The following is a 26,540-nucleotide window of genomic DNA, read 5'->3' on the forward strand; positions in this document are numbered from 1 at the left end:
GGAGAAGACATGGAGAATAGTAAAAAAAATCAAGCAGTGCAAGTGAGCAATAGTTACTGGATTAAAGTCGTAGCCATTTTCTTCGTAGGCTGGATTTTAATGTACGCAACACGAACTATTTTTAATCCAGTGATGGGGGTCATTGGAGAACAATTTGGTCTAAGTAACACACAACTTGGTTTAGCCAATAGTATCTTCTTTCTAACCTATGCTGTTGCACAGATTCCTTTTGGGATGATTGGCGATAAAATTGGGCGGAAATTAGTCATTGCTGTTGGGTTTATCGTTCTTGCTATTTCTACTTATTTTAGTGGATTAGCGACAACCTTTGTTATGTTTTTAGTCATTCGTGCAATTGCTGGTATTGGTCAAGGAGCTTACTATGGGCCACAATATGCGCTATCGACAGAAGCGATTCCAGCAAGTAAACGGACCATCGGTAATGCCATCATCAATAGTGGGATGGCCTTCGGTACATCAGGTGGGTACTTACTTTCAAGTAAGTTGGTTTTAGAAAATGGTGAACATTGGAGCAAACCATTCTTTATCATGGCGATTCCAACGTTTATCGTAGGAATTCTTTTCTATACAATTTTGAAAGAAAAAGTGATTCGTCCTGGTGAAGAAGCTGCACGAGCAGCTGCTGAAGAAGGACCACAAGAAAAGATCTCATTAAAAGAAATTTTCTCAAATCGTAATTTATTAGCCGCATTTATTTTATGTTTCACAAGTATTTATGCAAACTTTGTCATTATTACTTGGTTGCCACAATTTTTAATTGCTGAACGTGGCTTTACAGGAGCGAGCGTTGGTTTCATTTCATCACTTGTACCATGGGCCTCTATTCCAGGCGCCTTAATCTTCGCTCGTTTGAATGATAAAACAGGTGCGACGAAAAAATTAGTCTTTACATTAGTACCTTTAGCAATCCTATCTGTCTTTGCGATTGCTTTTGTAACAAATCGGACATTGTTAATTTCTGTTTTAATTCTTTATGGGTTAACAGGGAAATTAGCGTTAGATCCAATTATGGTGACTTTTGTTACCAAACATGCACCAAAAGCGGCCTTAGGAACAACGTTAAGTGCCTATAATTTTATCGGGATGTCAGGGTCAATCCTAGCACCGTATGTCACAGGATATTTAGCAGATACAGCAGGCTCAATGCAAGTTGGCTTCTATCTTTCTTGTGTACTATTAGTTATTGGTTTACTAGCTTTTGCTTTCTTAGCTAAAGATGAGAGTAAACCGAAATTAGGTTAATTATCCCTTCGATAATGACTGAAACAATCAAAATGAGCAAGACAAAATCTTTCATTTCGTAAACAAATTATTTCTTATCCGTCGATACTGAAAAGATTTTGTCTTTGCTTTACTAAAAAGGAGCGAATCAATCAATGAGTTTAAACGTAATTGCCCTAGGTGGGAATGCTATTTTAGATACGGATCCAACAGATGAAGGCCAAAAAGCCGTCGTTAATCACGCGGCCAAATATATTGCAGAATTTGTTGCCAAAGGGGAACAAGTCATTGTCTGTCACGGAAACGGACCACAAGTAGGGAATTTGCTTTTACAACAAAAAGCAGGCGAAAGTGAAAAAAATCCAGCGTTGAAATTGGATACTTGTGTTGCGATGACACAAGGAAGCATCGGTTACTGGTTACAAAATGCTTTAACTAATGAGTTTGAAAAACGTAACATTGCTAAACCAGTTATCTCTGTAGTTACGCAAGTACGTGTGGACAAAGAAGATCCTTCGTTTAAAAAACCATCCAAACCAATTGGTCCATTCTATACAAAAGAAGAAGCTGACGCGGAAGCAGCCAAAGATGGCTCTACGTATGTGGAAGATGCTGGCCGTGGCTACCGAAAAGTTGTTCCATCACCAATGCCTAAAGAAATTGTTGAAAAAGAGGCGGTTCGTGCTTTAGTAGAGGCGGACGTTTTAACTATCTGTTCTGGTGGCGGGGGCATTCCGGTCGTAGCAGAAGACGGACAATACGTAGGTGTGGAAGCGGTTAACGACAAAGATTTCTCTGCACGTGTTTTAGCTGAAAACGTTGATGCAGACCGTTTGATTATTTTGACAGGCGTTGATAACATCTACATTAATTACAATCAACCAGATCAAAAAGCATTAGAACAAATCAGTGTAGCCGAAGCAGAAGAATACATTAAAGAAGGTCACTTTGCTGCTGGTAGTATGCTACCAAAAATCGAAGCTGCCTTAGACTTCGTAAAAGGTGATGACAAACGGAAAGCAATCATTACTTCTATCGAAAACTTAGAAAACATCGATAAAGAAGCAGGAACTGTGATCAGTCAAAAGGGGTAGTTTACCATGAAAAAACCGTCCATGATCACCCAAATTGCAATTGCTGTTGTCGTAGGAATCCTCGTAGGACTCTTGATTCCTGCTAGCGGCAATTACTTGAAAATAGTTGGAGATGTCTTTTTGCGACTGATGCAAATGGCTATTCCTATCTTGATCTTAGGGCAAATTGTCCAAGCAGTTGGCAGTATTAATCCAAAAGAATTAACGAGCCTTGGGGGTAGAACAATCGCTGTTTTCGGGATTTCCTCCTTAGCTGCCGCTTTATGGGGCGTCCTAATGGCAGTCATTTTTAATCCAGGATACGGTGTTAAAATGACTGGCTTCCAAGATGCTTCTATTAAAGCGCAAGAAATCTCAATCACTGATACGATTTTAAATTTCGTTCCGAAAAATATTTTTGATTCACTGACTCAAGGATCGATTATTCAAATTATTGTCTTTGCATTATTTTTTGGTTTAGCACTGAATAAATACTTACAAAGCCATCCAGAGACGCAACTCTTCCAAATAATTGTGGACTTTAATGAAGTTATCATTACAGTCATTCGATACGTCATGTATCTAGCACCTCTGGGGATTTTTGCTTTAATTGCTTCAACAATTAGTCACTTAGGCCTTCAAATTATTTTACCGTTAGTGAAGTATCTATTGGTCTATGGATTAGGAACTATTTTATTTTTGGGCATCTGGATTTTGGTTATCACATTGTACTGTAAAGTAAGTCCACTACGTTTAATTACAAACATGAAAAATATGTCTGTGATGGCCTTGGCGACAACTTCTTCAGCAATTACTTTACCAGTAGCTTTGGAAGAAACAGAAACGAAATTAGGTTTAAGTAAGCGAATTACTAACTTAGTGTTGCCGTTAGGCATGTCGTTAAACAGTAACGGTTCAGCGATGCATATGGCTTTTACTGTAATGACTATCGCTCAGATGTATCAGCTAGAGTTTGATATTACGAAAATGATTTACTTAGCAATTACAGCAACGTTTGTCTCACTAGCAAACGCAGTTGTTCCCGGTGCGGGCTTAGTCTCACTGGCTGTGATTGTTCCGCAAATGGGTTTACCCATTGAGAGTATTGCAATTTTTGCAGGCGTCGAATGGTTTGTTGGCATGTTACGAACAATTTTAAATGTCAATTCAGATGTTTACTCTGCTATTCTAGTTGCAAAATCAGTGGATGAAATTGACTATACTGTCTTTAACAGTAGCAATAAGTAGTGAAAAAAGGGGAGGAAATGCAAGGACGAAGAAGAAAATCACTTGTTTTCTTTCCCTTTTTTAATATTAATGATAAAGGAGCAAGCGCAATGGAAGAAATGGTTGTCGTTACACCGGAAAAATTAGAAAAGCTGATGAAACAAAAATTAGAAGCTGCTGGTTTACATTCTGAACATGCCGAAGAAGTTGCTCGACATTTAACTTTTGCAGATGCTAGCGGTATTCATTCACACGGGGCGGTTCGTATGAATTATTATGCGGAACGGATTGCAAAAGGCGGGATCACGATTGACCCCGAATTATCATTTGAAAAAACTGGACCGTCCACTGCCATTTTTCATGGCGATAATGGCGTGGGTCAATTTGTTTGTAACGAAGCATTAGCTGCTGCAGTTGACCTAGCCAAAGAATCAGGATTAGCATATGTTGGCGTTTCTCAAACGAGTCATAGCGGGACGTTATCGTATTATGTTAAAAAAGCAGCGGAACAAGGCATGGTTGCTCTTTCGATGTGTCAATCTGATCCAATGGTGGTACCGTTTGGTGGTACAAGCAATTATTTTGGGACAAATCCAATCGCTTTTGCAGCACCTAGAGCAGGTCATGAACCAGTCGTGTTTGATATGGCTACGACAGTACAGGCGTGGGGGAAAATTTTAGATGCACGTTCAAGAGATGTTGAAATTCCCGACACGTGGGCAGTAGACGAAAAAGGCCAGCCAACGACTGATCCTTATGAAGTACGAGGTTTATTGCCGATTTCAGGACCAAAAGGATATGGACTAATGATGATGGTCGATGTCTTAGCTGGTTCGTTGTTAGGCTTACCTTTTGGTAAACATGTCAGTTCCATGTATGCGGATTTAACGGAGAAACGGAATCTGGGTCAGATGTTTTTAGTCATTGATCCAAGCCGCTTTACAGATTCTGAACGATTTAAAGAAAATATTAATCAAATGGTGGAAGAACTTCATAGTGTGCCTACAGCAGAAGGGTTTCAACAAGTTTACTATCCAGGAGAAATTGGTCAGCTAAACTATCAAAAAGCCATGTCAGAAGGCATTGAAATTCCACAAAGTATTTATGATTATTTAGTTAGTGAGATTGTACATTACGATAAATATGGCGGGCAAGGTGCCTTTGCCAAATAATGAGGAGCGCAGAGAGTATTCGCTGCTGCGTTGCTCTCGCCTTCTTTCTATTGGAGGAAAGTAAAATGAAAAAATCGTCAAAAGTAGCACTTATTTTTGCATTCTTAGTTAGTATTTTTGTGCCAGTTGCGGCCTTTGCTGATGAGATTGGGGATGTAGTTGCCCCGACAGGAATCATGGCATTAGTTGTGATTATTCCATTGATTGTTGTTTTGGTTCTATTGTTTATGAAAGTCGATATGATTATCGCTGGTTTAATTGGTGGCGTCTTAGCGATGCTGATTGGTGGCATTGGACTAGAAGAAGCGAATAAACAGATGTTGGAAGCTATCCCGATGATGTTAGGAATTACCGTTCCCATCATTAATTCAGCTGTTGCGATGGCGGTCTTTAAAGCAGGTAGTTATTCAGCTGCATTAACTTTAGCCAAACGAGGCACAAAAGGAAAAGTCGAGTATGTTTCAGCTTTTATTGTTATCTTATTAGCCGCAGCCACATATATGTCAGGAATTGGTGGCGGAAGTGCGATGGTTATTGCGCCATTGGCCTTTGCTGCAGTTGGCGTTGTTCCTGAATTAATTGCAGCAATGTCTTTAGCTGCTGCGGTATCATTTACAACATCACCCGCTTCATTAGAATCAAGTATTGTTTCAAAATTAGGCGATATCAGTGTCGGTTCATATGTTTCAACCATGCGACCTTACTGGTTATTCTTCGTAGCATTAGCGATTGTTTTAGCCTTTTGGGGAACGAAACATAGAAATGTTGGCTTTAAAGAGTCGGCAGATGATGAATTTGATAAAAAGAGCAATGGTGAATTATTTAAAATTACCTTGCCAGCCATTTTCTTATTGTTTGCTGTAATTTTTGGACCAATTGTGAATGATTTAATTGGTTTTGCCTTCTTTACGCCACTTGTATACATGATTTTAACATTAGTTTTAATTTTCTTATGTACAGATTTCTCAATGAACAAATCTGTCGAAGCGATGGTAGATGGGTCTACATATATTTTGACTCGTTTATTCCAAGTAGGGATTTTCTTAGCCTTTATTAATGTTATTGCGGAAACAGGAACGTTTGCTGTCATCGCAGGTGTTGCTGAAAATGCACCAGCCTTTATTGTCGTGCCAGTTGCCATTTTAACAGGGATTTTAATTGGGATTCCAGCTGGGGCCTACGTAGGTTCTGTTTTAACTTTAGTGCTACCAGTTGCTGTATCGTTGAACTTCCCGCCGTTAGCATTAGGTTTTGTAGCAATGGGTGTTGGTTTAGGTAGTCAAATGAGTTTCGTTAATATTACTATGCAAGCTTTATCTTCAGGCTTCCAAATTCCAATTTTGGATGTTGTTAAAGGAAACGTGAAATGGTTAAGTATTGCCTCTGTACTATTATTAGTTATCGGTTTAATCTTTGGATAAAAAACAATTTAGGGAGTGGAAAACATGGATTTATTAATTAAACAAGTTCGTCTTCAAGACGGTGAAGCATTACAAGATGTAGCTATTAAAGAAGGAAAAATCATTGAAATCGCCCCAGTTATTACTGGCGATGCCAAAGAAGTCATCGAAGCAGATGGTCGTGTTTTAATCCCAGGTTTTGTAGAAAGCCATTTACATTTGGACAAGGCATTAATCGCTGATCGTAAACCAAATAAATCAGGTACGTTGAAAGAAGCGATTGAAGTAACCGCAGAATTAAAACCAACATTTACCGAAGAAGACATTTACGACCGTGCTAAACGTGCCTTAGAAATGTTAATCGTTCATGGAACCACGGCGTTAAGAACGCATGCAGAATTTGACCCAGCGCAAGGTTTTACTGGCTTCAAAACAATTATGCGTTTGAAAGAAGAATACAAAGAGTTAATTGACATGCAAGTAGTTGCATTTCCGCAAGAAGGAATTTTTAAAGCCCCTGGAACAGAACAAATGATGTATGAAGCAATGGATATGGGCACAGACGTTGTCGGCGGTATTCCTTATAATGATGCACCAGCGAAAGAACATATTGATTTAGTGTTTGAAATTGCTAAAAAATATGATAAAGATGTAGATTTACACCAAGATTTTGCCGATGAAGCTGATGATATGAGTATTGAATATTTATGTGAAAAAACCATCGCTGAAGGCTACCAAGGCCGTGTTTCAGTGGGCCACTTAACGGCATTGCATGCCTTACCTGAAGCAGAATTGGCGCCTATTATTGCAAAAATGGCGGAAGCAAATATTAGCGTGATGGCTTTACCAGCAACGGATTTACATTTAGGGGCTCGCGGTGATCAGTACAATGTTCGACGTGCGGTTACGCCAATCCGTAAATTACGCGATGGTGGCGTGAATGTCTGTATTGCTACAAATAATATTCGCAATGCTTTTACACCATATGGCACAGGGGATATTGTTCAAACAGCGATGCTAGCCATTCCTGTTGGGCACCTAGGTGGAGCGGATGACTTAAAAACAGTGCTACCAATGGTAACAACAAGTCCTGCTCGTGCGATGGGACTAGAAGGATACGGTGTCGCAGTTGGGAATAAAGCAGATTTAGTCTTATTAGACACAAAAGTGGTTGAACATGCGATTATTGATATTCCAGAACGGTTATATGTTATTAAAAACGGCCGTGTTACAGTTAAGACAGACAAAAAAGTCGAAATCATTCGTTAAGAAAAAAACAAAAAGCTCAAAATGTTAGTTGTCAAAACTAACATTTTGAGCTTTTTTTGATAAAGGTAAAGCTAGGAAGGTGAAAATATGATTAATTTATCCTGTTTTAGCTATGATTCTCTATTGAAAAGTTTATTTTTAGTTTATCTTTGGTCGATTTTCCTTGATATATATAGAATCTTCAGGAAATGCTCCTGTCTGTTTAAAATTCGGAATTTCAGAAATTATTCTTTTTTGCTAAACTAGTTATAACTGGTTAGTAAAAAGAAGTATTGGACGAATAGCGCTGAAACAAGTGAATGATCCAAAGTATAAAGAAAAATGAAACCGATACCACAAGACAAGACTGTTGCTGAAAATGGTAAGTGATCATTCTGCTAAGTTTAGTGTCTTAATGTTTAGTTAACTAAGAATTGTTGGATTGTTCTTTAGAAAGAAGGGACAATATGAAGCGAAGTAAATGGAAGGAATTGATAGTAACGGGCATCTGCCATATATTAGTATTCCCCATACTAATACAGACAACTGTTTTTGCAGAAACATTACCAAGTACAAAACAAGTAAGAGAAGGAACCAATCATTCATTAACAGCAGAAAAAGCCAAAAGTGAACAACCACAGACAAAGGATAAACTACATGATGAAGAACCACTAGCATTGTCAAAAAGTGAGTTAATCGATAATGAGGCTAATGTTACAAGTCAAACGATTAGAGAAAGAATTGAGACGCCTAACCTAACTTATCGTTATGGATTTATTAATGAAGAGGGGCAGCCAGTAAACGCTAATGAGATCCTTCTACAGTATCATAGTTGGCAAGGCAATTCCCCAAATGGCATAAATGTGTGGGAAGGTGAAAGTCAACCAGTGACAGCATCTACAGTGGCTAATTTAAAAGAAGTGGTAATTCCAAGTGAGAAAGTAGCCGTCTATTCCGACATGTCAACGGTGCTTGCAGCGAGTAATCAAACATTTTTTTTACCAAGATATTATACTTCTTTAAGCTTATACAATAAGAAAGGGGAAATTGATCCCAATTATCCGCTGCCAACTATTTCCGACGCATCAGGAAACCAATATCCAACAACAATTTCGCAATTTGAATTGGAAAAAATGTCTGCACAACAATATAGTCAGAAAACAGGAGTAACGTTTAACATTAGCGAGAGCCAAAAACTAATCGTTCCTTTGTACAACCAAGTGAAGATTGATTCATCGAATCAATCTGGGCTATTGAATTACTTTAAATTTTCAGGGCCGGTTTATTATCATGTTACCAATCGCAAAGTGACAGAACATTTTGTGGATACTCAAGGGAAACCAATCCCTCCACCACCGGGGTTTAGACAAGGAAAGCAAACACTTATTGAGCGTAACCCTTACACCTTTAAACAGAAAGATCTTTTGCCAAGTAGCTATGAAATTGACTCAAAAACGTATCAATTTCAAGGATGGTATAAAGGGAAAACGAAACCTGAAAATTTAGAAAAAAGCGTAACGCCCAGTTATGATATTACCTATGACGACAATGATGATTTAACTGTTGTCTATAAGGAGATACCTCAAAAAAATTATACATTTGAGGATGTCAATGGTGTTGAAATTGCACCACCATCTGATTTTATTCAGGATCACCAACAACCAATAACTACGGATGGCTTTCGCTATTTAGCTGGAAAAAAACTACCACAACAATACAGCGTTAACGGTAAAACTTATTTATATCAAGGTTGGTATCAAGATAAAACAAAACAAGAGAGCTTAGAAAAAACGAAGCGCCCCATAAACTCCCCTGTTTTTAATGAAATGAACGCTATTACAGCAGTGTATAAGGAAATAACTGCAAAAGCTGAAATGCAAATAGAAGGACTAGTCAAAGTCATGCCAAGTGGTTATATACAAATTTGGCAGATTATGCTTACAAATGTGGGAGAAGTACCGTTAAAAAAAATAAACTTAAAGCCAGCAATTGGTTGGTCACCAGGTCTAGCTCGGCCAATCCAAGTCACGATTCGTGTTGGATCTGAACCAAACAAAATTGTTCCTATTACTGATGAAAATTGGCGAGTTGGCATTGCTTTAAATACGGAAGTGCCTATTGGTCAGACAGCAACTATTATGATGACAACAATTGCTACAGGTGAACCAGATCAAGTGTTACAAGCGGCTGTTGAAATGAATGGAAATTTTTCTGCTGTTCACGCAGCTGATACTGTCAGAATCCAACCTAAAAATCAAGAAATTGTGGCACCAGATGAGGAAGGTTTTATCAGCACACCAACTTTTGATTTTGGTAAAGTAGCCATTTCTAGCAACACGCAGCAACATGGTTTAAAGCAGGCAGCAGATTATTATGAAAATGGTCAGGAAAATCCATATTTACGTTTGAAAAAATCACAACCCAATTGGGCACTAACTGCAGAACTATCCCCCTTTGAAGGAAGAGTGGATCAACTATCATCAATGACAAAGTTATTGTTAGGAACAACCAATGTTTCAGGTTTTATTCAGTACAATCAACCAACGGAAACTAAAGTTGCTCTTGGCAAAACAACCGCTATTCAATTAGTTGCCAACGGTGTAGCTAGCCATATTGTTGCCAATGGTCAGTTTGACGAAAGTGATGTTTATCAATTTGATTTTTCTTTTGATCAAATCAAATTAGAAATTCCAGCAAATCAAGGTAGAAAAGATCAAACTTATCAAGCAATGGTGACTTGGAATTTAGTGACAGGCCCATAAGTCCATAAAAAATAAGTTGAATAGTTTGATCAAAAACATTGCATAGAAATAATAAAAGGCGGCTCAACGAAGCGGCCTTTTTTTTGGTTCATTACCAAAATATAACGAATTTTGTAACAAAAACGTTTGCTAAAAAGAAGGAAAAATGATTAATTTTACGAAAAAAAGCATATATCGACAAAAAAGAAGCAAAATTTGAATAAAAAAAGAAAAAATATGAAAAAAAATCGAAGAATTGTTTAACAATTGAAAACACGTGAAAACTAGTCGTGACAAGGTGTAAAAGCCTTACAAAAGGTAAGTTTACCTATTATGGAGAAAGAAGGAGTGATCTGAAATGTTTTTGTAACATTTCTATTGCTTAATTGAAATATGGGTGTGGTAGAATGTTTTTGTCGTAAGAAAAGATTAAGATATTTTAAATAAACTTTAGAAATTAATTCGGAGGAATGACAAGTGAAGAAACGTCTATTTGCATCAGTATTACTATGTTCATTAACGCTATCAGCAATTGCTACCCCAAGCATCGCTTTGGCGGACAATGTTGATAAAAAAATTGAAGAAAAAAATCAAGAAATTTCATCATTAAAAGCAAAACAAGGGGATTTAGCTTCACAAGTATCTTCTTTAGAAGCAGAAGTATCTTCAGTATTTGATGAAAGCATGGCTTTACGTGAACAAAAGCAAACACTAAAAGCAAAATCAGAACAATTACAACAAGAAATTACAAACTTGAATCAACGTATTGAAAAACGTAACGAAGCAATCAAAAATCAAGCACGTGATGTTCAAGTTAATGGACAAAGCACAACAATGCTAGATGCAGTTTTAGATGCGGACTCAGTTGCAGATGCAATCAGCCGTGTTCAAGCTGTTTCAACAATCGTAAGTGCCAACAACGACTTAATGCAACAACAAAAAGAAGACAAACAAGCTGTTGTTGATAAAAAAGCTGAAAACGAGAAAAAAGTGAAACAACTTGAAGCAACAGAAGCTGAATTAGAAACAAAACGTCAAGATTTACTTTCTAAACAATCTGAATTAAATGTAATGAAAGCTTCATTAGCATTAGAACAATCATCAGCTGAAAGTTCTAAAGCTGGCTTAGAAAAACAAAAAGCAGCTGCTGAAGCAGAGCAAGCACGCTTAGCTGCTGAACAAAAAGCTGCAGCTGAAAAAGCTAAACAAGCTGCTGCAAAACCAGTTCAAGCTAAAGCTGAAGTAAAAGCAGAAGCACCAGTTGCCTCTTCTTCAACAACGGAAGCGCAAGCGCCAGCAAGCTCAAGCTCAGCAACTGAATCAAGCACGCAACAAACAACTGAAACAACTACACCAAGTACAGATAATAGTGCAACAGAAAATACTGGCTCTTCTTCAGAACAATCAACAACACCAAGTGGTAGTGAAAGTAATGGTGAGGGAACAGTTACACCACCAACACCAGAACCAGATAAAAAAGATCCAATTCCAACACCACCACCAGCTACAGGTGATGTGACGCTTGATGCATTGAACGTTCTACGTCAATCATTAGGTTTACGTCCAGTAGTATGGGATGCAGGTTTAGCAGCTTCTGCAACTGCTCGTGCAGCACAAGTTGAAGCAGGTGGTATTCCAAATGATCACTGGTCTCGTGGAGATGAAGTTATCGCAATTATGTGGGCGCCAGGTAACTCAGTAATCATGGCGTGGTACAATGAAACAAACATGGTAACAGCTTCAGGAAGCGGTCACCGTGATTGGGAAATTAACCCAGGTATTACGCGTGTCGGTTTTGGTTACTCAGGTAGCACAATCGTAGGACACTCAGCCTAATCAGCAATGATAAAAATAGACGTAAGCAGCTTCTGAAAAGAAGCTGCTTTTTTCATTACTATTTCATCCATCTCCGTTGACAAATTTGCTAAACGTGGTATTCTAATTATAATCTAATAATTTCCGTTGAATAGGAAAGTAAATACAAGACAGCTGGTAGAGAGACTTTGGTTGGTGAAAAAAGTTAGATGTCTGTATCGAAAAATGGCCTAGGAGGAATTTTTGTCGAAACGTAGGCAAAAACGTAATGTTTTTCGTTAACAAGACCGCTGATTATGATTGTCAGTTGAAGGGAAAGAGTCATCTTTCCGAAAAAAGGTGGTACCGCGATAATAATCGCCCTTTTACTAGTTACGGCTAGTAAAAGGGCGTTTTTTTATAAATAAAAATAGGAAAGAGTGAGGCAAATGAGTAGTCAGATTCCTTTTACAGTTGATCATGTGGGAAGTTTTTTACGTCCGGAAACAATTAAGAAAGCACGGAAAAAGGTCCAAGCAGGTGCTTTATCTCAAGCAGAGCTACGTCTTATTGAAGATGAGGAAATCAAAGCATTAGTAGCAAAACAAAAAGCTGGCGGCTTACGGGGAATCACAGATGGTGAATTTCGTCGCGGTTTTTGGCATATTGATTTCTTAGAAGGATTAAATGGTGTGACAGGCTATATCCCAGAAACAGGGTATAACCAAACCTTTCATGGAAAAGCAGCTCCGGCCTATAATATCCGCGTAGTGGATAAAATATCTTTTCCTGCGCAACATCCATTTTTAGAGGACTTTTCATTTTTAAAAGAGGTGGTGGAAGTTGGTGATGGCACGGTAGCCAAAGCAACGATCCCTAGTCCGACCATGATTTTACGTCAAGAAATTTTATCTAACGATGGCACCTCGCACATTCAAACAATTTATCCAGAGATTGGTGCTTTTTATAAGGATTTAGCACAAACATATAAAGATGCAATTGCGGCCTTTTACGAGAGAGGTTGCCGTTATTTGCAATTTGATGATACAAATTGGGCGTTTCTAGCGGATCAGACAAAACAAGAAGAATTACGAGCAAAAGGAATACAGCCAGAAGAAATTGCACAAGTGTGTACCACGATTATTAATGAAGCCTTAGCTGGTAAGCCAGAAGATTTAACTGTAACCACGCACATTTGCCGTGGGAACCATGCTTCGTCTTGGTTATTTTCAGGTGGTTATGAACCGATAGCAAAAGAATTATTTGCTACGAATTATGATGGTTTCTTCTTGGAATATGACTCAGATCGTGCAGGGGACTTTTCACCATTAAGACATTGGCAAAATAATGGCAGTAAAGTCGTTTTAGGTTTAGTTACTTCTAAGTTTCCTGAATTAGAAGAGACTGAACAAGTGAAAGCACGAATTGAAGAAGCTCAACAGTTTATTCCTTTAGAAAACTTAAGTATTAGTCCGCAATGTGGTTTTGCTTCGACAGAAGAAGGAAATCGTTTGACGGAGAAAGAACAATGGCGCAAAGTTCAATTACTTCAAGAAATTGCTAGAGAAGTATGGTAAAAAACTGGGACATAAGTCTAAACGGCTTATGTCCCAGTTTTTTCATTGTATTATTTTAAATATTGATCTTTAGTAAAATTCGTGTGTTCATACTCGCCGTTGTCACCATAAAAGCGGTTATAGCGTTGTTTGAATTTGCGGAATAAATAAATGACTGTCACTTTAACTAGGCAATACATTGGAATCCCAAAAATAACGCCCATTAAACCAAACAGTTCACCCATAACTAACAAGACAAGTAAAATAGTAATCGGATGGACTTTTAATTTATCGCCCATCACACGAGGAATAACAAAATCACCATGAATCAATTGGATGGCAAACCAGACGATAACAAATTTAACTACCATAAATGTGGAATCCTGAAAGGCAATAATCAATCCAGGAATAAAGGCAATAAATGGCCCGATATAAGGAATAATACATAAAATACCCGCAGCTAAAGCTAAAATGCTACCAAATTGTAAACCAATTAATAGAAAAGCTGGCCAATACATAATCCCTAAAACCAACGAAGCAATGACTTGACCTTTTAGATAATCGCCAATTTGAATGTTGGCAATTTGGCTATATTCATCAAAATCAGGACGAAAAGCTGGGGGAATGATGCCTTTTACAAAGCGATAAAACTTTTCTTTGTCTTTTAAAAGGAAAAAGGCGATGATAGGTCCTGTAAACAAGGTTAGGAAAGTAGAAGAGACTGCAGAAAAGACGCTTCCCAGACCTTGTGCGCCTGTTTGTAGGTAATCCCCTGCAAAGTCTTTAAAGGAGTTTGCAAGTTTGCCCCAGAGCTGATTAATCGACTCATTAGCAGATTCTAAATCTTTTGCAAAAGGTGTTTTAGCCATAAATTCTTGTACTATTTGGAGCGTGCTTTTCCAAAAACTTGGGAATTGTTTGATTAATTCTTCCGTTTGGTCTTGGATAATTGGGAAAAGTTGCAGTCCAGCTAACACTAGTAATGCAATAATTAAGACATAGAGAATCGCAATCGCCCAAACACGGGGGATTTTTTTCTCAAGGCGTTTCACCATTGGATTAAGCAAATAAAATAGAATAATACCAAAAAGTACCGGGCCTAAGACGGCACTAAAAATAACAAAAATTGGTTTAAAGATAAATGAAACAGTGTTGAATAAAAAGATAGTTACAGCAATTAGACAAAGGATAGTTAATGTGTAAAGTAAATTTTTCCCACCTAAAAAGCGGATCCACTTGGTACTTTCTTTATCCATAAGTTGCTCCTTTCGTTAAGCTTTATTTCTAAAATGACCAATAATTTCAATGACACCCATGAAAATCAGGATAAATCCAAAGACTTGCATCAAAACTAAGAGACTTTTGAAGGGGTTGAAAACTAAAACAGCTCCAGCGATTAAAACCAGAATACTGTAGATAAGCGCGCCTGTTTGACGAGTATTTAAAGCAAAAGTCAATTGAACGAGGCCGTTTATAACAATGCTAATCCCTAATAAAAATGGCAGAATCGAAACAATCACCGGTGCAAAAAATAAAAAGGCTACTGCTAAGACGACAAAGATTAAACCTGTTACGAAACCAAGCCCCCAGCTACCCGTTTGTTTTTTTATTTTGTAGTCATCATAAATATTGATTAACCCTAAAAGCATCAAATAACCAGCAATTAAATAACCGACGAACTGGAAGAAAGCACCGGGATTAAAGACAATGGCACTTCCGATAACGATAAAGACGGCGTCGCGCAATAGGGTATGGCGCCGAAAATTTTCTCTAAAAGTTTGGAACATAAAAATCCTCCTCAATGTTATTGTTTCTTTTATTCTAGCGGAAAAAAGAAAAAAGTGCGAGTGGTAGCTCTAAAAAGTGTTGGAAACTGTATCTTTAGAAAAAATAACATTAAAAATTAAAAAAGTCTTACAAATGAGCGAAAATTGGCATATAATGGAAAGTGAAATTTTATTTTAAGAAGGAGAGATTTGATGGATTTATTACCTTTATTAGGCGTATTGATCGTCATTGTCGGCTTCGCATTGAAATTTGATGCTATCTTGATTGTGATGGTTGCTTTAATAGTGACGGCTTTTACTGGCGGGCTTGGTTTGACATCAATGCTAGAAACACTAGGAACAACCTTTGTGAATAATCGAGGCATGGCTATCTTTATTATTATTATGTTAGCAACTGGAACGTTAGAAAGAAATGGTTTGAAAGAGTCAGCGGCTACGTTGATTAAACGATTCAAAAAGGTATCTGCTGGTGTGATTATTGACATTTATGGTGTCTTTCGGATTATCTTCGCCGCTTTTAACGTAAGTTTCGGTGGGGTAGCAGGTTTTGTGCGTCCGATTATTTTGCCAATGGCGTTAGGAACAATTGAATCAAAAAATTTACCAATGGTGCCAGAGTATGAAGAAGAACTAAAAGGGATGGCTTCAGCCATGGAAAATATCTGTTGGTTCTTTGGTCAAGTTCTGTTTGTTGGTGGGGCTGGGGCATTACTTGTTCAATCAACATTAAAAGATTTAGGCTATGAAGTGACATTAGGTAAATTGGCTTTAGTGGAAGTACCAGTCGCCTTAGTTGCCTTAATTTCGGCAAGTATTTACTTTACTTTAAAAGAAAAAAGATTACGTAAAAAATATTATGGACAGGAGGGACTGAAATGAGTTTTTTCACAGATCCAAGTATTGATTTGAGTGCAAAGTTATTGGAAGTCCTTTATATTTTTATGGGGATTATCTTGTTATACACAAGCTTTCGTAGTTTTCGTGATAAAACCAATCAACATGCGTATGGGACTAGTTTATTCTGGGGAATCTTAGGGATCTTAATCGGTTTTGGTCGGTTTATTCCACCAGTTGCCTGTGGCGTACTTATTTTTGTGATGACAATTCCGGCAATTCTTCAAAAAGTGACAAAAGGAGAAAGTCGCTTACCTTCGAAAGAATACATGGAAAAAATGTCTCAAAAATTAGGAATGAAGATTTTTATTCCCGCACTAAGTATCGGGGTTTTTGCAATTCTTTTTGCCACATTGACTACTTTAGGAGCTTTAGTCGGTGTCGGTGTTGGTGTCTTTGTAGCGATTTTCATCATGATGTTCTTTTCTAAAAATAATACGCCGAAAGTATTTTTTGATGATGCGGCGGAAATGTTAGAAACAGTCGGTCCTCTTAGTACGTTGCCAATGCTGTTAGCTTGTTTAGGTGCTGTTTTTACTAGCGCTGGTGTTGGTGAGATTATTTCAAAAGGAGTTAGTGCCGTAGTACCAGCAGGAAATGTCAATGTAGGGATTATTATTTATGCTGTGGGAATGGTTATTTTTACGGCTATCATGGGCAATGCCTTTGCAGCAATAACCGTGATGACAGTCGGAATTGGTGTGCCGTTTGTCTTTTCTTTAGGTGCAGATCCCGCATTAGTTGGGATGGTTGCCTTAACATGTGGTTTTTGTGGTACACTGTTAACACCGATGGCTGCGAACTTTAATATCGTACCTGTAGCCATGTTGGAAATGAAAGATAAGTACGGCGTCATTAAAAATCAATTGCCGATTGCACTTTTCATGTTAATTTTCCAAATTGTTTATATGATTCTATTCAAATAAGAAAGGATGATCGAAATGAAAGTTGTCGTTACTGGCTTTGATCCATTTGGAGGAGAAGCAATCAATCCTGCCTTTGAAGCAGTCAAAAAATTACCTGCTGAAATTGCAGGAGCTGAAATTATTAAAGTTGAGGTGCCAACTGTTTTTGGCACTAGTGGTGAAAAAGTGGCTGAAGCAATTGAAACCCATCAACCAGATATGGTGATTTGTGTTGGACAAGCAGGCGGCCGCCAAACAGTCACTGTTGAAAAAGTGGCGATTAATTTAGCGGAAGCGCGTATCCCGGATAATGCAGGACAACAACCAAGCGATGTGCCGTTGGTTGAAGATGGAGCAACAGCCTATTTTACAAATTTACCGATTAAAGCGATGGTAAAAAATTGTCATGACCATCAATTACCTGCAGCGATTTCTTATACAGCAGGAACCTTTGTATGTAATGATATTATGTATCACTTACTACACTTAATTAACACTAAATATCCAACTATTCGTGGCGGATTTATTCATGTTCCGTTCCTACCAGAACAAACAATTGATAAACCAACGTTTGCTTCTATGTCATTAGAAGCAATCACAGATTCTTTGTTCTATATGATTGAAGCAGCGGTAAAAACGCAAGAAGATATTCAACTACAAGGTGGCACAACCCACTAATTAACAGGCGCTTTCGTGAGAACGGAGGCGCTTTTCTATTTTTACAAAAAGAAAAAGTAATTTTTGTTGGCGTGTGAAAAAATTTTTTATGCTATTTTCGTTGACAAGTCGGTTTCTTCTTGGTATATTGAGATTCATAAATTATTAGCCCAGTAGGAAATAGATGTTTTGTTCAGAAAGTCGATGGTTGCTGTGAATCGATCAAGTCTATTTGTGAATTACACTAATAAGTAGTAACAATTACATAATACATAAGCGAGAAGCAAGTAAGCTTCTAATTAAGGTGGTACCGCGGAGAGATTCGTCCTTATTCTTTAAGGATGAATCTCTCTTTTTATGTAGCTTTAGGAGGCGTTTTCAATGAGTTGTGGAGGGGTTATTCGTTATCATAAGATCCTTTAATGTCAGAGTATTCAGAAAAAAGATTAGAGGAGAGTAACGAAATGAAAGAAAAACAGAAAAAGAAGACCGTGAGTGTTCGAGAAGCAAGTATCGTTTTATTAATTATTGTGGCAGCTATTGCAACAGGAGTAATTGGCTTAAAGATATCGCCAAATATTACTATTTTGTTTGTGATTGCATTGATTTTAGGCTACGCAATGTTTCGTAAAGTACCATTTGATCAAATGCATAAAGGGATTGTTGATGGCTTGAAGCCAGGGATTATTCCAATTTTTATTTTCATTTTAGTGGGGGCATTGATTGCCGTTTGGATTCAAGCAGGAATTATTCCAACGATTATGGTTTTTGGTTTTAAAATGATTAGTGTTAAATGGTTTGTGCCGTCAGTTTTTATTGTCTGTGCGATTGTCGGCAGTGCAGTAGGTAGTGCTTTTACAGTGATGTCAACAATTGGAATTGCTTTTTTCGGTATTGGCAGTACCTTAGGGTTAAATCCTGCTTTAGTTGTGGGGGCGATTGTTTCTGGTTCAGTTTTTGGTGATAAAATGTCGCCTTTATCAGAATCAACAAACTTAGCCGCAGCGATTGTTGAAGCGGATTTGTTTAAACATATAAAAAACTTGATGTGGTCGACTGTACCAGCATTTATCGTCTCTTTAATCTTGTTTATGATTTTAGGACAAACGTACGCGAATACTAGTCTGACAGAAGTAGTTCAAGTTATTCAAGTATTGGAAGACCACTTTACCATTTCAATTTGGTCATTGTTACCATTAGCCTTAATGTTAATCTGTGCCTGGCGCAAAATTCCAGCGATTATCACGATTTTGTTGAACATTATTGTGGCAGTAATTATGATTATTATTCAAAATCCGAAAGTATCGTTGCAGGCATTAGGAAACACGTTGGAAAATGGGTTTGTTTCTCAAACGGGGAACGCACAAATTGATCAATTATTAAGTCGTGGCGGGATTATGAGTATGATGCCGACTGTGGCACTTATTATTCTAACGTTGTCTCTAGGTGGCTTATTAATGGAATTAGGATTGATTTCTGCGGTCATGGAAGTTGTTTCGCAGAAAATGAGCAGTACACCGAAATTGATTTTATCAACGTTATTAACAGGAATTGGCGTAAATATTTTTATTGGTGAACAATTCCTATCGGTTATTTTACCAGGGAATGCCTTTAAAGAAGTTTACAAAAAAGAAGGTTTGGATCCGACTGTTTTAGGCAGAACCTTGGAGGATGGTGGGACGGTTATTAACTACCTCATTCCTTGGGGGATTGCAGGTAGCTTCGTAGCGGGGACCTTTGGCGTACCAACGTTGACTTACTTACCATTTGTTTTCTTTAGCTTATTATCGCCTGTCTTCTCAATGGTCAGTGCGTTTACTGGTTTAGGGATTAAGCGGTTATCAGCAGAACCTGTTACCGAAAAATAGGTTGATTAAAATAGAACAGTTGATGGGGAATACTGTAGTTTCTCTCTGTCAGTTGTTCTATTTTTCTTGTAAAAAAGGTTGCATTTTTAGAAAGAAACAGTTATAGTTGACTAGTCAATTGTTGACGAGTCATCTTTTTAAGGAGGAAACTATGTCGTTATCATTACGGGAAGTCAGCCAATTATTATGTCAGTTAAAGGTATTAGATCAAAAAATTACCAAAGTTTTTGAAGAGCAAGTTGGCTTGAGTTTGACTCGTTATGAGTTGCTGATGATTTTAAAAGAACGTCAGCCGTGTCTTCAAACGGAGATTCAAGAACACTTAAAAATCGATAGTGGTGCGGTCACTCGCCATTTGAAAATTTTAGAAGAGAAACAGTATGTGACACGACAGCGAAATCCAGAAAATAATCGGGAAGTGCTAGTGCATTTAACAGAAAAAGCACAACAAGAACTACAGCAATGTACAGCCAAGCAACAAACGGTAACAGAAATTATTCCCAGTACATTTACAAAGGACGACTGTCGCCAGTTAAAAGAACTTTTGACAAAACTAGATCAAAGCATTACAACGAAAGAGGTATGATAGAATGACAACATATACAACGAATGATTTTTCAGAGATTGTTTTTGGCCGCAAATCGGTTCGGGTGTACGATGAAACCCATAAAATTTCTCATGAAGAAATGTTAACAATGATTCAAGAAGCGACCACCGCCCCTTCTTCTGTTAACATGCAGCCATGGCGTTTTGTCGTAGTGGAAAGTGAAGCAGGCAAAGAAAAATTAAAACCCTTAATTCGCTTTAATACGCGTCAAAATGAAACATCTTCTGCAATGCTCTTAATTTTTGGTGATCTAAACTGCCATGAGCGAGGAGAGGAAATTTACAATCAAGCCTATGCTAGTGGTAAAATGCCTAAGGAAGTGCGGGACCAACAATTAGCAGCCATTATTCCCCATTATGAAAGTTTAAGTAGAGAACAAATGAATGACATCGTAAAAATTGATGCGAGTTTAGCAGCTATGCAATTTATGTTAGTGGCCCGAGCTCACGGATATGAAACAAATCCAATCGGTGGTTTTGAAGCGGAAAAATTAGCCGAAACATTTGGTTTAGATCAAGAGCGCTATGTCCCAGTAATGATTTTATCTGTGGGTAAGGGCATGGAAACTGGCTATGAATCTGTTCGTTTAGCACCAGAAAAAATCACGACATTTGAATAGGCAATAAAAAATGACGGCGTACGCTTGCATCAACCAACGATCTTAAAGAAAGTTGGCTAATGCAACAGCGATGCCGTCATTGTCGTTGGATAAAGTGACTTCCGTTGCGATGCTTTTAAGCTTGTCAACGGCGTTGTCCATAGCAATCCTCGTGCCGGCCCATTCCAACATTGTATAATCGTTGTGACCATCACCAAAAGCAATTACTTCTTCAGCAGTTATGCCTAACTGTAGGGTTAGTTTTTCTAAAGAACGCGCTTTATCAATATTTTTGGCGGTAAATTCAAAATAGAAAGGAGCGGAAAAAGCAGCGGTGACGGTTTCTTTGAAAGGCGCGTAGATGGCCTCATGATATTTTTGTAAATAGGCGGGTTCACCAGCAATTAAAATTTTGTTCAAGGGAAAGTTTAGTCTGGCGTCTAAATCACGCCACTCACATAATTGAAAGTTGCCACCCCGTGATTCATATTCAATAATATTAAAATCACCAGTCTCTAAATGTAAGGTGTTATGAAAAACATCATTGACATACATAAATGTTTCATCATTAATCATTGGAATTACGTCAAATTGTTTCAAATGTTCTAAAATTTGTTGACTCAATGACTTTGAAATTGTCTGATTAAATAGTTGTTGCTGACTGCCATGATGGGTGACACAAGCGCCGTTATAGGAAAGTAAGTGTCCATTATAATGAACCATCTCCAATTCATCTGCTAAGGGCCGCATACCGTTAGTCGGGCGGCCAGAAGCCAAAATCAGTGATAGGCCTTGTTTTTGTGCAGCTACTAATGCTTGTCGCGTTTTTGGTGAAATCTTTTTTTCTGAAGTTAACAAGGTACCATCAATATCCATTACAATTGCTTTGATTGCCATAATTGGCCTCCAATCCGAAGAGTTTCTTTCTTTTAGTATAAAAGTTTTTTTATTAATGTAAACGGATTCTCTTGTGAGGTGTATAAAAGAATTATTTTACAAAAATCTATACTATTTTTTTGTGAAATTTCATATAATAGAAGTATTCTAATTATCTACATAGAGAGCGAGGGACAAGGAATATGAAGGAAAAAGAAATGCATTCGCTCTTTTTTAAACATAAGTTTGTGAAAGTAACTCCCTATTTACGTCGTTTTGGTCATCGTTTGAGTGGGATGATTATGCCAAATTTGAGTATTTTTATTGCGTGGAGCTTATTGTCTTTGGTGGCTGGCTATACGACAGGGAATCTACGGCTAGCTCTTTCTGAAGTCGAAACGATAATGATTCGAGTTGTTTTACCGATTCTAATTGGTTTTACAGGCGGAAAAATGTTCGAGGAACAACGTGGCGGCGTTGTTGCTGCTATTGCGACAGTGGGCGTGATTGTTTCCACAGATGTTCCACAGTTGTTTGGTGCTATGTTTATTGGTCCTTTAGCAGGATATACTTTCGCCAAAATTGAACAAATTCTCTTACCGAAAGTTAAAGAAGGCTATGAGATGCTGACTAAAAACTTTTTAGCAGGAATTGTGGGAGGACTGCTTTGCTGTTTTGGTATTCTGGTTGTAGCTCCTGCTGTTGAAAGCGCTAGTTTTTGGCTGTATCAATTTTCTTCTTGGTTAATTGAAGCCAATCTTTTACCATTGGTTCACGTTTTCTTAGAACCTTTAAAAGTGTTATTTTTTAATAATGCGATTAACCATGGCTTATTAACGCCTCTAGGTTTAGAAGGTGCTAGTCAAACAGGTCAGTCCATTTTATTTCTATTGGAAACAAATCCTGGACCAGGCGTGGGCGTTTTGGTTGCTTTTCTGCTGTTTGGGCCTGTAGGACAACGAAAAACAGCAGGAGGTGCCACCATGATTCAACTGATTGGGGGCATTCATGAAATTTATTTTCCGTTTGTTTTAATGGATCCGCGCTTATTTTTAGCAGTAATTGCTGGAGGAATGAGTGGTACGCTTGTTTTTCAAATATTTAATGTGGGGCTAAGTGCTCCAGCTTCGCCAGGTTCATTGGTTGCGATTTTAGCCAATGCCCCGACTGATGCGAGGCTGGCGGTTTTTAGCGGAATTTTTGTTAGCTTTCTGTGCTCTTTTGCAATAGCAAGCTTGTTATTAAAACGTCAACGAGGAATTGAACCAGTTTCAATGATAAAGATGAAGGAGAAGGAGGAAGACCCAGTGGAAACAGTCACACCTAACTATCAGCAAATTTTATTTGTTTGTGATGCAGGAATGGGCTCAAGTGCCATGGGGGCTAGTTTGCTAAGCCGACAATTAAAAGCTGTGGACTTGGAGATACCTGTGACTTACCAGTCCGTTCATCAGATGAAGTGGCAGCCTAAGACATTAGTGGTCATTCAAGCAGAATTGAAACAGTTAGCACAAAAGTACGTCCCAGAAAAGGATATGGTGAGTGTTCAAAATTTTTTAGAAATTAAATCCTATTACCCGCAAGTTTTAGCCAAACTGACTGCTTCTTCTCAAGAGCAATCTTCACTTGGTTCAGAGTCTACTGAAACGAACCCGACAAAACAAATACAGAAGCTTGTTTTTTTATATGCCGAGAATGTTCGAGGATCGCAAACAATGGGAATGGAATTATTGCGGCAACAAGCGGCGAAACAAGGAGTCGCGATTGAAGTATCTAAAGAACCACTGGAAACAGTCTTTTTTACCAAGGAGACAACCTACGTAGTGACTCGTGAACTGGCGCAAGCCTATCATTTAGATCTAGCGCAACAAAATTTATACGTAGTTACTAGTTTTTTGAATAAGAAAGAGTATCAAGAATGGCTGGAAGGAGGAGCTGATAGATGTTTTTAACGACAAGAGAAACTGTTCTATTAACGGAATTAGTGAATAGTCCGACCCCCGTTTCAGTAAACCGCATGATGAATTTGTTAAAGGTTAGCCGCCGGACGGTATATCGTGAATTAGAAAATTTAGAAACCTCGCTAGCATCGATGGGCGCGACGTTGGAAAAAGTAGCTCGTGGGCGCTTTTCGATTCAAGCAGATGAAGCAGCGATGACGGAAATTCAGGCTGCTATTTTAGGAGAAGAGACACAGGAACTTTCTACTTTGGCGCGGCAACATGCGATTTTATTGACATTACTTCAAACAAAAGAGCCAGTCTCTATGCATTATTTTCTGGAAACGTATTGTATTAGTAATACGACTTTTTATGCCGATATTAAACAATTAGAAACACGGATTGCTCGGATTCCGTTGACGATTTCTCGGAATCAAGGCTATGAAGTGACTGGTTCTGAAAAATATCGCCGTCTTCTAATGGCGAATATTCTAAGTATGGAAATTAATGAGTACCAATTTTTTCATTTTACCGAATTAACGACAAACGACCATTTTTTCTTTCAGTTTATTCATGCAGAACATTTAGCATTTGCACAAACAATTGTTCAGCCAGAAGTAGAAACTTTATTTCCAGCATTAAGTGATCGCAAATTACAACATTTGATTTTAATGTTAACAATTGCGATGGATCGAGTCACTGCAGGTTTTTATTTAGCTGATGAGACCTATACTGGGCAGATGAATAAGGCCTTTCTAAATTGTTCTAAACGACTTTTTTCAAAAGTCGCTGCTGAAACAAAACAACTATACGCTGTCAGTGAGATTGTTTTTTTTGCTAGCTTATTAAGTAATTTTTCTAATTCTTTTGATGAAGATTTTTTTGATGAACATTTTGACACTCAGCTGGCTTATGCAGTGAAACAACTGATTGAAGCAGTAAGTCAAGAAACGGAAGTTAATTTTTTCGAAGATACCAATTTGTATAAAATGTTGTTGACGCATTTATCAGGTGTTTTTTCTCGGGCGGTTTTACAAGAAGAAGATTTAACGAATCCCATTTTAGAACGGATTATGAATCAATATCAAGAAATAGCTGCGGCTTTACGCCAAGCGTTGCCGCAAATTTTTCCGCAAAAGAATCTATCAGAAGAGGAAATTGCCTACATGGTACTTCATTTTGCCAATTCTTTAGAGCGGAGTCCCAAAATTATGGAAGTTGATATTGCTGGTTTTTCTCCTAGCGGTTTGGCTTCGACAAGTATGCTGGAAATGCGATTACGGCGCTACTTTCCTTTTATCAACCAGATTCATTTTTTTCGGATTGCGGATTTAGGTAAGGTGAATGTTGAGGAAAACTATGACTTAGTGATTTCCACTTCGTTATTACCAGGATACAATGGTAAATATAAATTGATCTCACCGTTACTTTTAGACGATGAAATCCGCCAATTGAAAGAAGAGTTTAAGCGGATTAGTCACGAAAAACGCTCGCTTAGGAAAGCGCCTGTGAAAAAAATAGGTGGCGAAGAAAGCTACGAAACAGTGGTCGCTTTCATGGAAGAAATTAGTAAACTATTAGAAACATTTTTCATAGCAGATTTAAATAATCAAGCGGATTTAGCAGAAACCGTTCAACAAGCTCTCGCGCAACTTTCCGCAGATTTAATCACCGATAGTGCAATCGTCTGTCAGCAATTGATGAAACGTTACGAGCAAGCGCCTATTGGGATTCCTCAGACGGAAATGGCCTTATTCCATACCTCAAGTACAGCAGTGACACAGCCTGTTTTTTGTATTTTTAATCTGGCCCAGCCACTTATGATTGAAGGTATGGATAAAAAGCCGATGCAGTTACAACGTATGTTACTCATGCTAGCGCCAATGCCGATTGATGAAACAATCGGGAAAATTTTAGGAAAAATCAGTGGTGCGATTATTATGAATGATTTAAATACAGAAATTTTTCATTCAGGAAATGAAGCCATTGTTTATCAGTTGCTTTCGTCATTATTAATTGAAGAAATGAAAGGCTAGGTGTTGAGAGATGTTTGAAATTACAGCGGAGCAAATAATGTTGAATCAATCGTATGCTAGTTGGGAGGAAGCACTTGCAGCTTCTGGTGAATTACTGCTAAAAAATCAGTTAGTCACGCCTGACTATGTCAAAGCAATGTATCAACGCCAACAAAAAGTCAGCGTGTATATCGGTAACTTCGTGGCATTGCCTCATGCGGAAGGACAAGATGAACAAGTTTTAAAAGAAGGGATTTGCTTTATTCAAGTGCCTGATGGGGTCAACTTTGGTACGGAAGCAGATCGAAAAATAGCTACTTTGTTATTTGTCGTTGCTCTAAAAAGTCAACGGCAATTAAGCATGCTTCAAGAATTAGCTTTTTTCTGTTCAGATCTCGAAAACATTCAGCGGCTCAGTGATTGTCAAACAATAGATGAAGCACAAAAAATTCTGGCTCAAGCCTAAAGTTACGTCTGAAAAAATCAATTCAATTTGAAATGTTCAATAATTATTGAAATAATTTTATATTAAAAAATAAAATATTTTAATTTGATAGATTAAACAAAAAAGATAAGAAGATTCCTTGACAAAAAATAGGCCCTATGATAAATTTAAGGTAACTTGTGACAAAGTCGTGCATGGATGCACTAAAAAGACACCCTATTGTGGTAGGGTGTCTTTTTTTGCTGTTTAGACAGCAGCGGTTGGAAGCAACTTGTTTATTCCTCGTTCTGTTTTTCCAACCAAATGGTTACAAGTTTCAGGACAATCCCGACAAAAATCGGCACAAGAATTTTTGTGACAATCTCGTACATGTGATGCACCTCCTTTCGAGGCAAGTCGCCAATTTGAGTATAGCATAAAAAGTTGTTCATTTATTATTGAAATTATTATAAATGAAATAAGCACGTGTTTTCTGGTTTTCGTAACTAGAGAACA

Annotated in this window: 22 protein-coding genes and 2 other annotated features; of the genes, 18 read left to right on the top strand and 4 right to left on the bottom strand. The window is 37.9% G+C overall.

Annotated elements, in window-relative coordinates:
* Nucleotides 1-9: 9 nt before the first annotated feature.
* The 9 genes from IGM04_RS01490 (at nucleotide 10) to IGM04_RS01530 (ending at nucleotide 13,474) form a co-directional block, all read left to right on the top strand.
* Nucleotides 10-1,263 carry an MFS transporter gene (locus tag IGM04_RS01490; protein ID WP_002355251.1) on the top strand — a complete coding sequence of 418 codons (1,254 nt, stop codon included), beginning with the start codon at nucleotides 10-12 and terminating at the stop codon, nucleotides 1,261-1,263.
* Nucleotides 1,264-1,397: 134 nt separating this feature from the next.
* Nucleotides 1,398-2,336: a carbamate kinase gene (gene arcC, locus IGM04_RS01495; RefSeq protein WP_002355252.1), complete on the top strand. Its 939-nt coding sequence runs from the start codon at nucleotides 1,398-1,400 to the stop codon at nucleotides 2,334-2,336.
* Nucleotides 2,337-2,342: 6 nt separating this feature from the next.
* Nucleotides 2,343-3,563: a dicarboxylate/amino acid:cation symporter gene (locus tag IGM04_RS01500; protein WP_002361159.1), complete on the top strand. Its 1,221-nt coding sequence runs from the start codon at nucleotides 2,343-2,345 to the stop codon at nucleotides 3,561-3,563.
* An 89-nt stretch (nucleotides 3,564-3,652) separates the two neighbouring features.
* A complete protein-coding gene (gene allD / locus IGM04_RS01505) occupies nucleotides 3,653-4,714 on the top strand; it encodes an ureidoglycolate dehydrogenase (RefSeq protein ID WP_086317604.1) in 1,062 nt (353 codons plus the stop codon).
* A complete protein-coding gene (locus tag IGM04_RS01510) occupies nucleotides 4,714-6,135 on the top strand; it encodes a hypothetical protein (protein WP_002392492.1) in 1,422 nt (473 codons plus the stop codon). Before allD ends, IGM04_RS01510 begins: the two co-directional genes overlap by 1 nt.
* A 24-nt stretch (nucleotides 6,136-6,159) precedes the next feature.
* Complete coding sequence (locus tag IGM04_RS01515) at nucleotides 6,160-7,383, top strand: amidohydrolase family protein (protein WP_179189088.1); 1,224 nt, start codon at nucleotides 6,160-6,162, stop codon at nucleotides 7,381-7,383.
* A 446-nt stretch (nucleotides 7,384-7,829) separates the two neighbouring features.
* The gene (locus IGM04_RS01520; protein ID WP_086317606.1) at nucleotides 7,830-10,124 is read left to right on the top strand and encodes a WxL domain-containing protein; all 2,295 of its coding nucleotides are present in this window, start codon (nucleotides 7,830-7,832) and stop codon (nucleotides 10,122-10,124) included.
* A gap of 456 nt (nucleotides 10,125-10,580) precedes the next feature.
* A complete protein-coding gene (locus tag IGM04_RS01525; protein WP_002372402.1) occupies nucleotides 10,581-11,939 on the top strand; it encodes a PcsB-like coiled-coil domain-containing protein in 1,359 nt (452 codons plus the stop codon).
* 117 nt (nucleotides 11,940-12,056) lie between these two features.
* Nucleotides 12,057-12,286, top strand: a binding site (T-box leader).
* A gap of 60 nt (nucleotides 12,287-12,346) precedes the next feature.
* Complete coding sequence (locus IGM04_RS01530; RefSeq protein ID WP_086317607.1) at nucleotides 12,347-13,474, top strand: 5-methyltetrahydropteroyltriglutamate--homocysteine S-methyltransferase; 1,128 nt, start codon at nucleotides 12,347-12,349, stop codon at nucleotides 13,472-13,474.
* A gap of 50 nt (nucleotides 13,475-13,524) precedes the next feature.
* Here the strand turns inward: IGM04_RS01530 and IGM04_RS01535 are convergent, their stop codons facing one another.
* Nucleotides 13,525-14,709 (bottom strand): AI-2E family transporter, encoded by a 1,185-nt coding sequence (locus IGM04_RS01535; protein WP_010822469.1) that lies wholly within the window; start codon nucleotides 14,707-14,709, stop codon nucleotides 13,525-13,527.
* A 15-nt stretch (nucleotides 14,710-14,724) separates the two neighbouring features.
* On the bottom strand, nucleotides 14,725-15,240 hold the full coding sequence (locus IGM04_RS01540; RefSeq protein WP_002381189.1) for an HdeD family acid-resistance protein: 516 nt from the start codon (nucleotides 15,238-15,240) through the stop codon (nucleotides 14,725-14,727).
* 192 nt (nucleotides 15,241-15,432) lie between these two features.
* Here IGM04_RS01540 and IGM04_RS01545 point away from each other — a divergent pair, with 192 nt between their 5' ends.
* The 6 genes from IGM04_RS01545 (at nucleotide 15,433) to IGM04_RS01570 (ending at nucleotide 20,790) form a co-directional block, all read left to right on the top strand.
* Nucleotides 15,433-16,119 carry a DUF969 domain-containing protein gene (locus IGM04_RS01545; RefSeq protein WP_002355265.1) on the top strand — a complete coding sequence of 229 codons (687 nt, stop codon included), beginning with the start codon at nucleotides 15,433-15,435 and terminating at the stop codon, nucleotides 16,117-16,119.
* The gene (locus IGM04_RS01550; protein ID WP_002355267.1) at nucleotides 16,116-17,060 is read left to right on the top strand and encodes a DUF979 domain-containing protein; all 945 of its coding nucleotides are present in this window, start codon (nucleotides 16,116-16,118) and stop codon (nucleotides 17,058-17,060) included. The genes IGM04_RS01545 and IGM04_RS01550 overlap by 4 nt, the downstream gene beginning before the upstream one ends.
* A 15-nt stretch (nucleotides 17,061-17,075) precedes the next feature.
* Complete coding sequence (pcp, locus tag IGM04_RS01555) at nucleotides 17,076-17,717, top strand: pyroglutamyl-peptidase I (RefSeq protein WP_002355269.1); 642 nt, start codon at nucleotides 17,076-17,078, stop codon at nucleotides 17,715-17,717.
* A 136-nt stretch (nucleotides 17,718-17,853) separates the two neighbouring features.
* Nucleotides 17,854-18,029, top strand: a binding site (T-box leader).
* A gap of 89 nt (nucleotides 18,030-18,118) precedes the next feature.
* The gene (nhaC, locus tag IGM04_RS01560) at nucleotides 18,119-19,564 is read left to right on the top strand and encodes a Na+/H+ antiporter NhaC (protein ID WP_002383673.1); all 1,446 of its coding nucleotides are present in this window, start codon (nucleotides 18,119-18,121) and stop codon (nucleotides 19,562-19,564) included.
* A gap of 151 nt (nucleotides 19,565-19,715) precedes the next feature.
* Entirely contained in the window at nucleotides 19,716-20,150 is a 435-nt protein-coding gene (locus IGM04_RS01565) for a MarR family winged helix-turn-helix transcriptional regulator (RefSeq protein ID WP_002362972.1), read from the top strand.
* Between the two features lie 4 nt (nucleotides 20,151-20,154).
* Nucleotides 20,155-20,790: a nitroreductase family protein gene (locus IGM04_RS01570; RefSeq protein WP_002358386.1), complete on the top strand. Its 636-nt coding sequence runs from the start codon at nucleotides 20,155-20,157 to the stop codon at nucleotides 20,788-20,790.
* A 42-nt stretch (nucleotides 20,791-20,832) separates the two neighbouring features.
* Here the strand turns inward: IGM04_RS01570 and IGM04_RS01575 are convergent, their stop codons facing one another.
* Nucleotides 20,833-21,666 carry a Cof-type HAD-IIB family hydrolase gene (locus tag IGM04_RS01575; protein ID WP_086317608.1) on the bottom strand — a complete coding sequence of 278 codons (834 nt, stop codon included), beginning with the start codon at nucleotides 21,664-21,666 and terminating at the stop codon, nucleotides 20,833-20,835.
* Nucleotides 21,667-21,848: 182 nt separating this feature from the next.
* On the opposite strand from IGM04_RS01575, the gene IGM04_RS01580 reads away from it, so the two are divergent.
* Genes IGM04_RS01580 through IGM04_RS01590 form a run of 3 tightly spaced genes read left to right on the top strand, consistent with a single transcriptional unit; the run spans nucleotide 21,849 to nucleotide 26,066 of the window.
* A complete protein-coding gene (locus IGM04_RS01580) occupies nucleotides 21,849-23,597 on the top strand; it encodes a PTS transporter subunit EIIC (RefSeq protein WP_179189089.1) in 1,749 nt (582 codons plus the stop codon).
* Nucleotides 23,588-25,621, top strand: a complete 2,034-nt coding sequence (locus IGM04_RS01585) for a BglG family transcription antiterminator (RefSeq protein WP_086317609.1) — start codon at nucleotides 23,588-23,590, stop codon at nucleotides 25,619-25,621. Before IGM04_RS01580 ends, IGM04_RS01585 begins: the two co-directional genes overlap by 10 nt.
* A 10-nt stretch (nucleotides 25,622-25,631) precedes the next feature.
* Nucleotides 25,632-26,066: a PTS sugar transporter subunit IIA gene (locus IGM04_RS01590; protein WP_002355276.1), complete on the top strand. Its 435-nt coding sequence runs from the start codon at nucleotides 25,632-25,634 to the stop codon at nucleotides 26,064-26,066.
* Nucleotides 26,067-26,320: 254 nt separating this feature from the next.
* On the opposite strand, the gene IGM04_RS01595 is transcribed toward IGM04_RS01590, so the two are convergent.
* A complete protein-coding gene (locus IGM04_RS01595; protein ID WP_015543884.1) occupies nucleotides 26,321-26,416 on the bottom strand; it encodes a type I toxin-antitoxin system Fst family toxin in 96 nt (31 codons plus the stop codon).
* Nucleotides 26,417-26,540 lie beyond the last annotated feature (124 nt).

Source organism: Enterococcus sp. DIV2385 (genome assembly GCF_051711925.1).
GTDB classification, from domain to species: Bacteria; Bacillota; Bacilli; order Lactobacillales; family Enterococcaceae; genus Enterococcus; species Enterococcus faecalis.

Coding starts and splice junctions, on each gene's coding strand:
- IGM04_RS01490 (WP_002355251.1), top strand. CDS start 10: ATGGAGAATAGTAAAAAAAATCAAGCAGTGCAAGTGAGCAATAGTTAC.
- arcC (WP_002355252.1), top strand. CDS start 1,398: ATGAGTTTAAACGTAATTGCCCTAGGTGGGAATGCTATTTTAGATACG.
- IGM04_RS01500 (WP_002361159.1), top strand. CDS start 2,343: ATGAAAAAACCGTCCATGATCACCCAAATTGCAATTGCTGTTGTCGTA.
- allD (WP_086317604.1), top strand. CDS start 3,653: ATGGAAGAAATGGTTGTCGTTACACCGGAAAAATTAGAAAAGCTGATG.
- IGM04_RS01510 (WP_002392492.1), top strand. CDS start 4,714: ATGAGGAGCGCAGAGAGTATTCGCTGCTGCGTTGCTCTCGCCTTCTTT.
- IGM04_RS01515 (WP_179189088.1), top strand. CDS start 6,160: ATGGATTTATTAATTAAACAAGTTCGTCTTCAAGACGGTGAAGCATTA.
- IGM04_RS01520 (WP_086317606.1), top strand. CDS start 7,830: ATGAAGCGAAGTAAATGGAAGGAATTGATAGTAACGGGCATCTGCCAT.
- IGM04_RS01530 (WP_086317607.1), top strand. CDS start 12,347: ATGAGTAGTCAGATTCCTTTTACAGTTGATCATGTGGGAAGTTTTTTA.
- IGM04_RS01535 (WP_010822469.1), bottom strand. CDS start 14,709: ATGGATAAAGAAAGTACCAAGTGGATCCGCTTTTTAGGTGGGAAAAAT.
- IGM04_RS01540 (WP_002381189.1), bottom strand. CDS start 15,240: ATGTTCCAAACTTTTAGAGAAAATTTTCGGCGCCATACCCTATTGCGC.
- IGM04_RS01545 (WP_002355265.1), top strand. CDS start 15,433: ATGGATTTATTACCTTTATTAGGCGTATTGATCGTCATTGTCGGCTTC.
- IGM04_RS01550 (WP_002355267.1), top strand. CDS start 16,116: ATGAGTTTTTTCACAGATCCAAGTATTGATTTGAGTGCAAAGTTATTG.
- pcp (WP_002355269.1), top strand. CDS start 17,076: ATGAAAGTTGTCGTTACTGGCTTTGATCCATTTGGAGGAGAAGCAATC.
- nhaC (WP_002383673.1), top strand. CDS start 18,119: ATGTCAGAGTATTCAGAAAAAAGATTAGAGGAGAGTAACGAAATGAAA.
- IGM04_RS01565 (WP_002362972.1), top strand. CDS start 19,716: ATGTCGTTATCATTACGGGAAGTCAGCCAATTATTATGTCAGTTAAAG.
- IGM04_RS01570 (WP_002358386.1), top strand. CDS start 20,155: ATGACAACATATACAACGAATGATTTTTCAGAGATTGTTTTTGGCCGC.
- IGM04_RS01575 (WP_086317608.1), bottom strand. CDS start 21,666: ATGGCAATCAAAGCAATTGTAATGGATATTGATGGTACCTTGTTAACT.
- IGM04_RS01580 (WP_179189089.1), top strand. CDS start 21,849: ATGAAGGAAAAAGAAATGCATTCGCTCTTTTTTAAACATAAGTTTGTG.
- IGM04_RS01585 (WP_086317609.1), top strand. CDS start 23,588: ATGTTTTTAACGACAAGAGAAACTGTTCTATTAACGGAATTAGTGAAT.
- IGM04_RS01590 (WP_002355276.1), top strand. CDS start 25,632: ATGTTTGAAATTACAGCGGAGCAAATAATGTTGAATCAATCGTATGCT.
- IGM04_RS01595 (WP_015543884.1), bottom strand. CDS start 26,416: ATGTACGAGATTGTCACAAAAATTCTTGTGCCGATTTTTGTCGGGATT.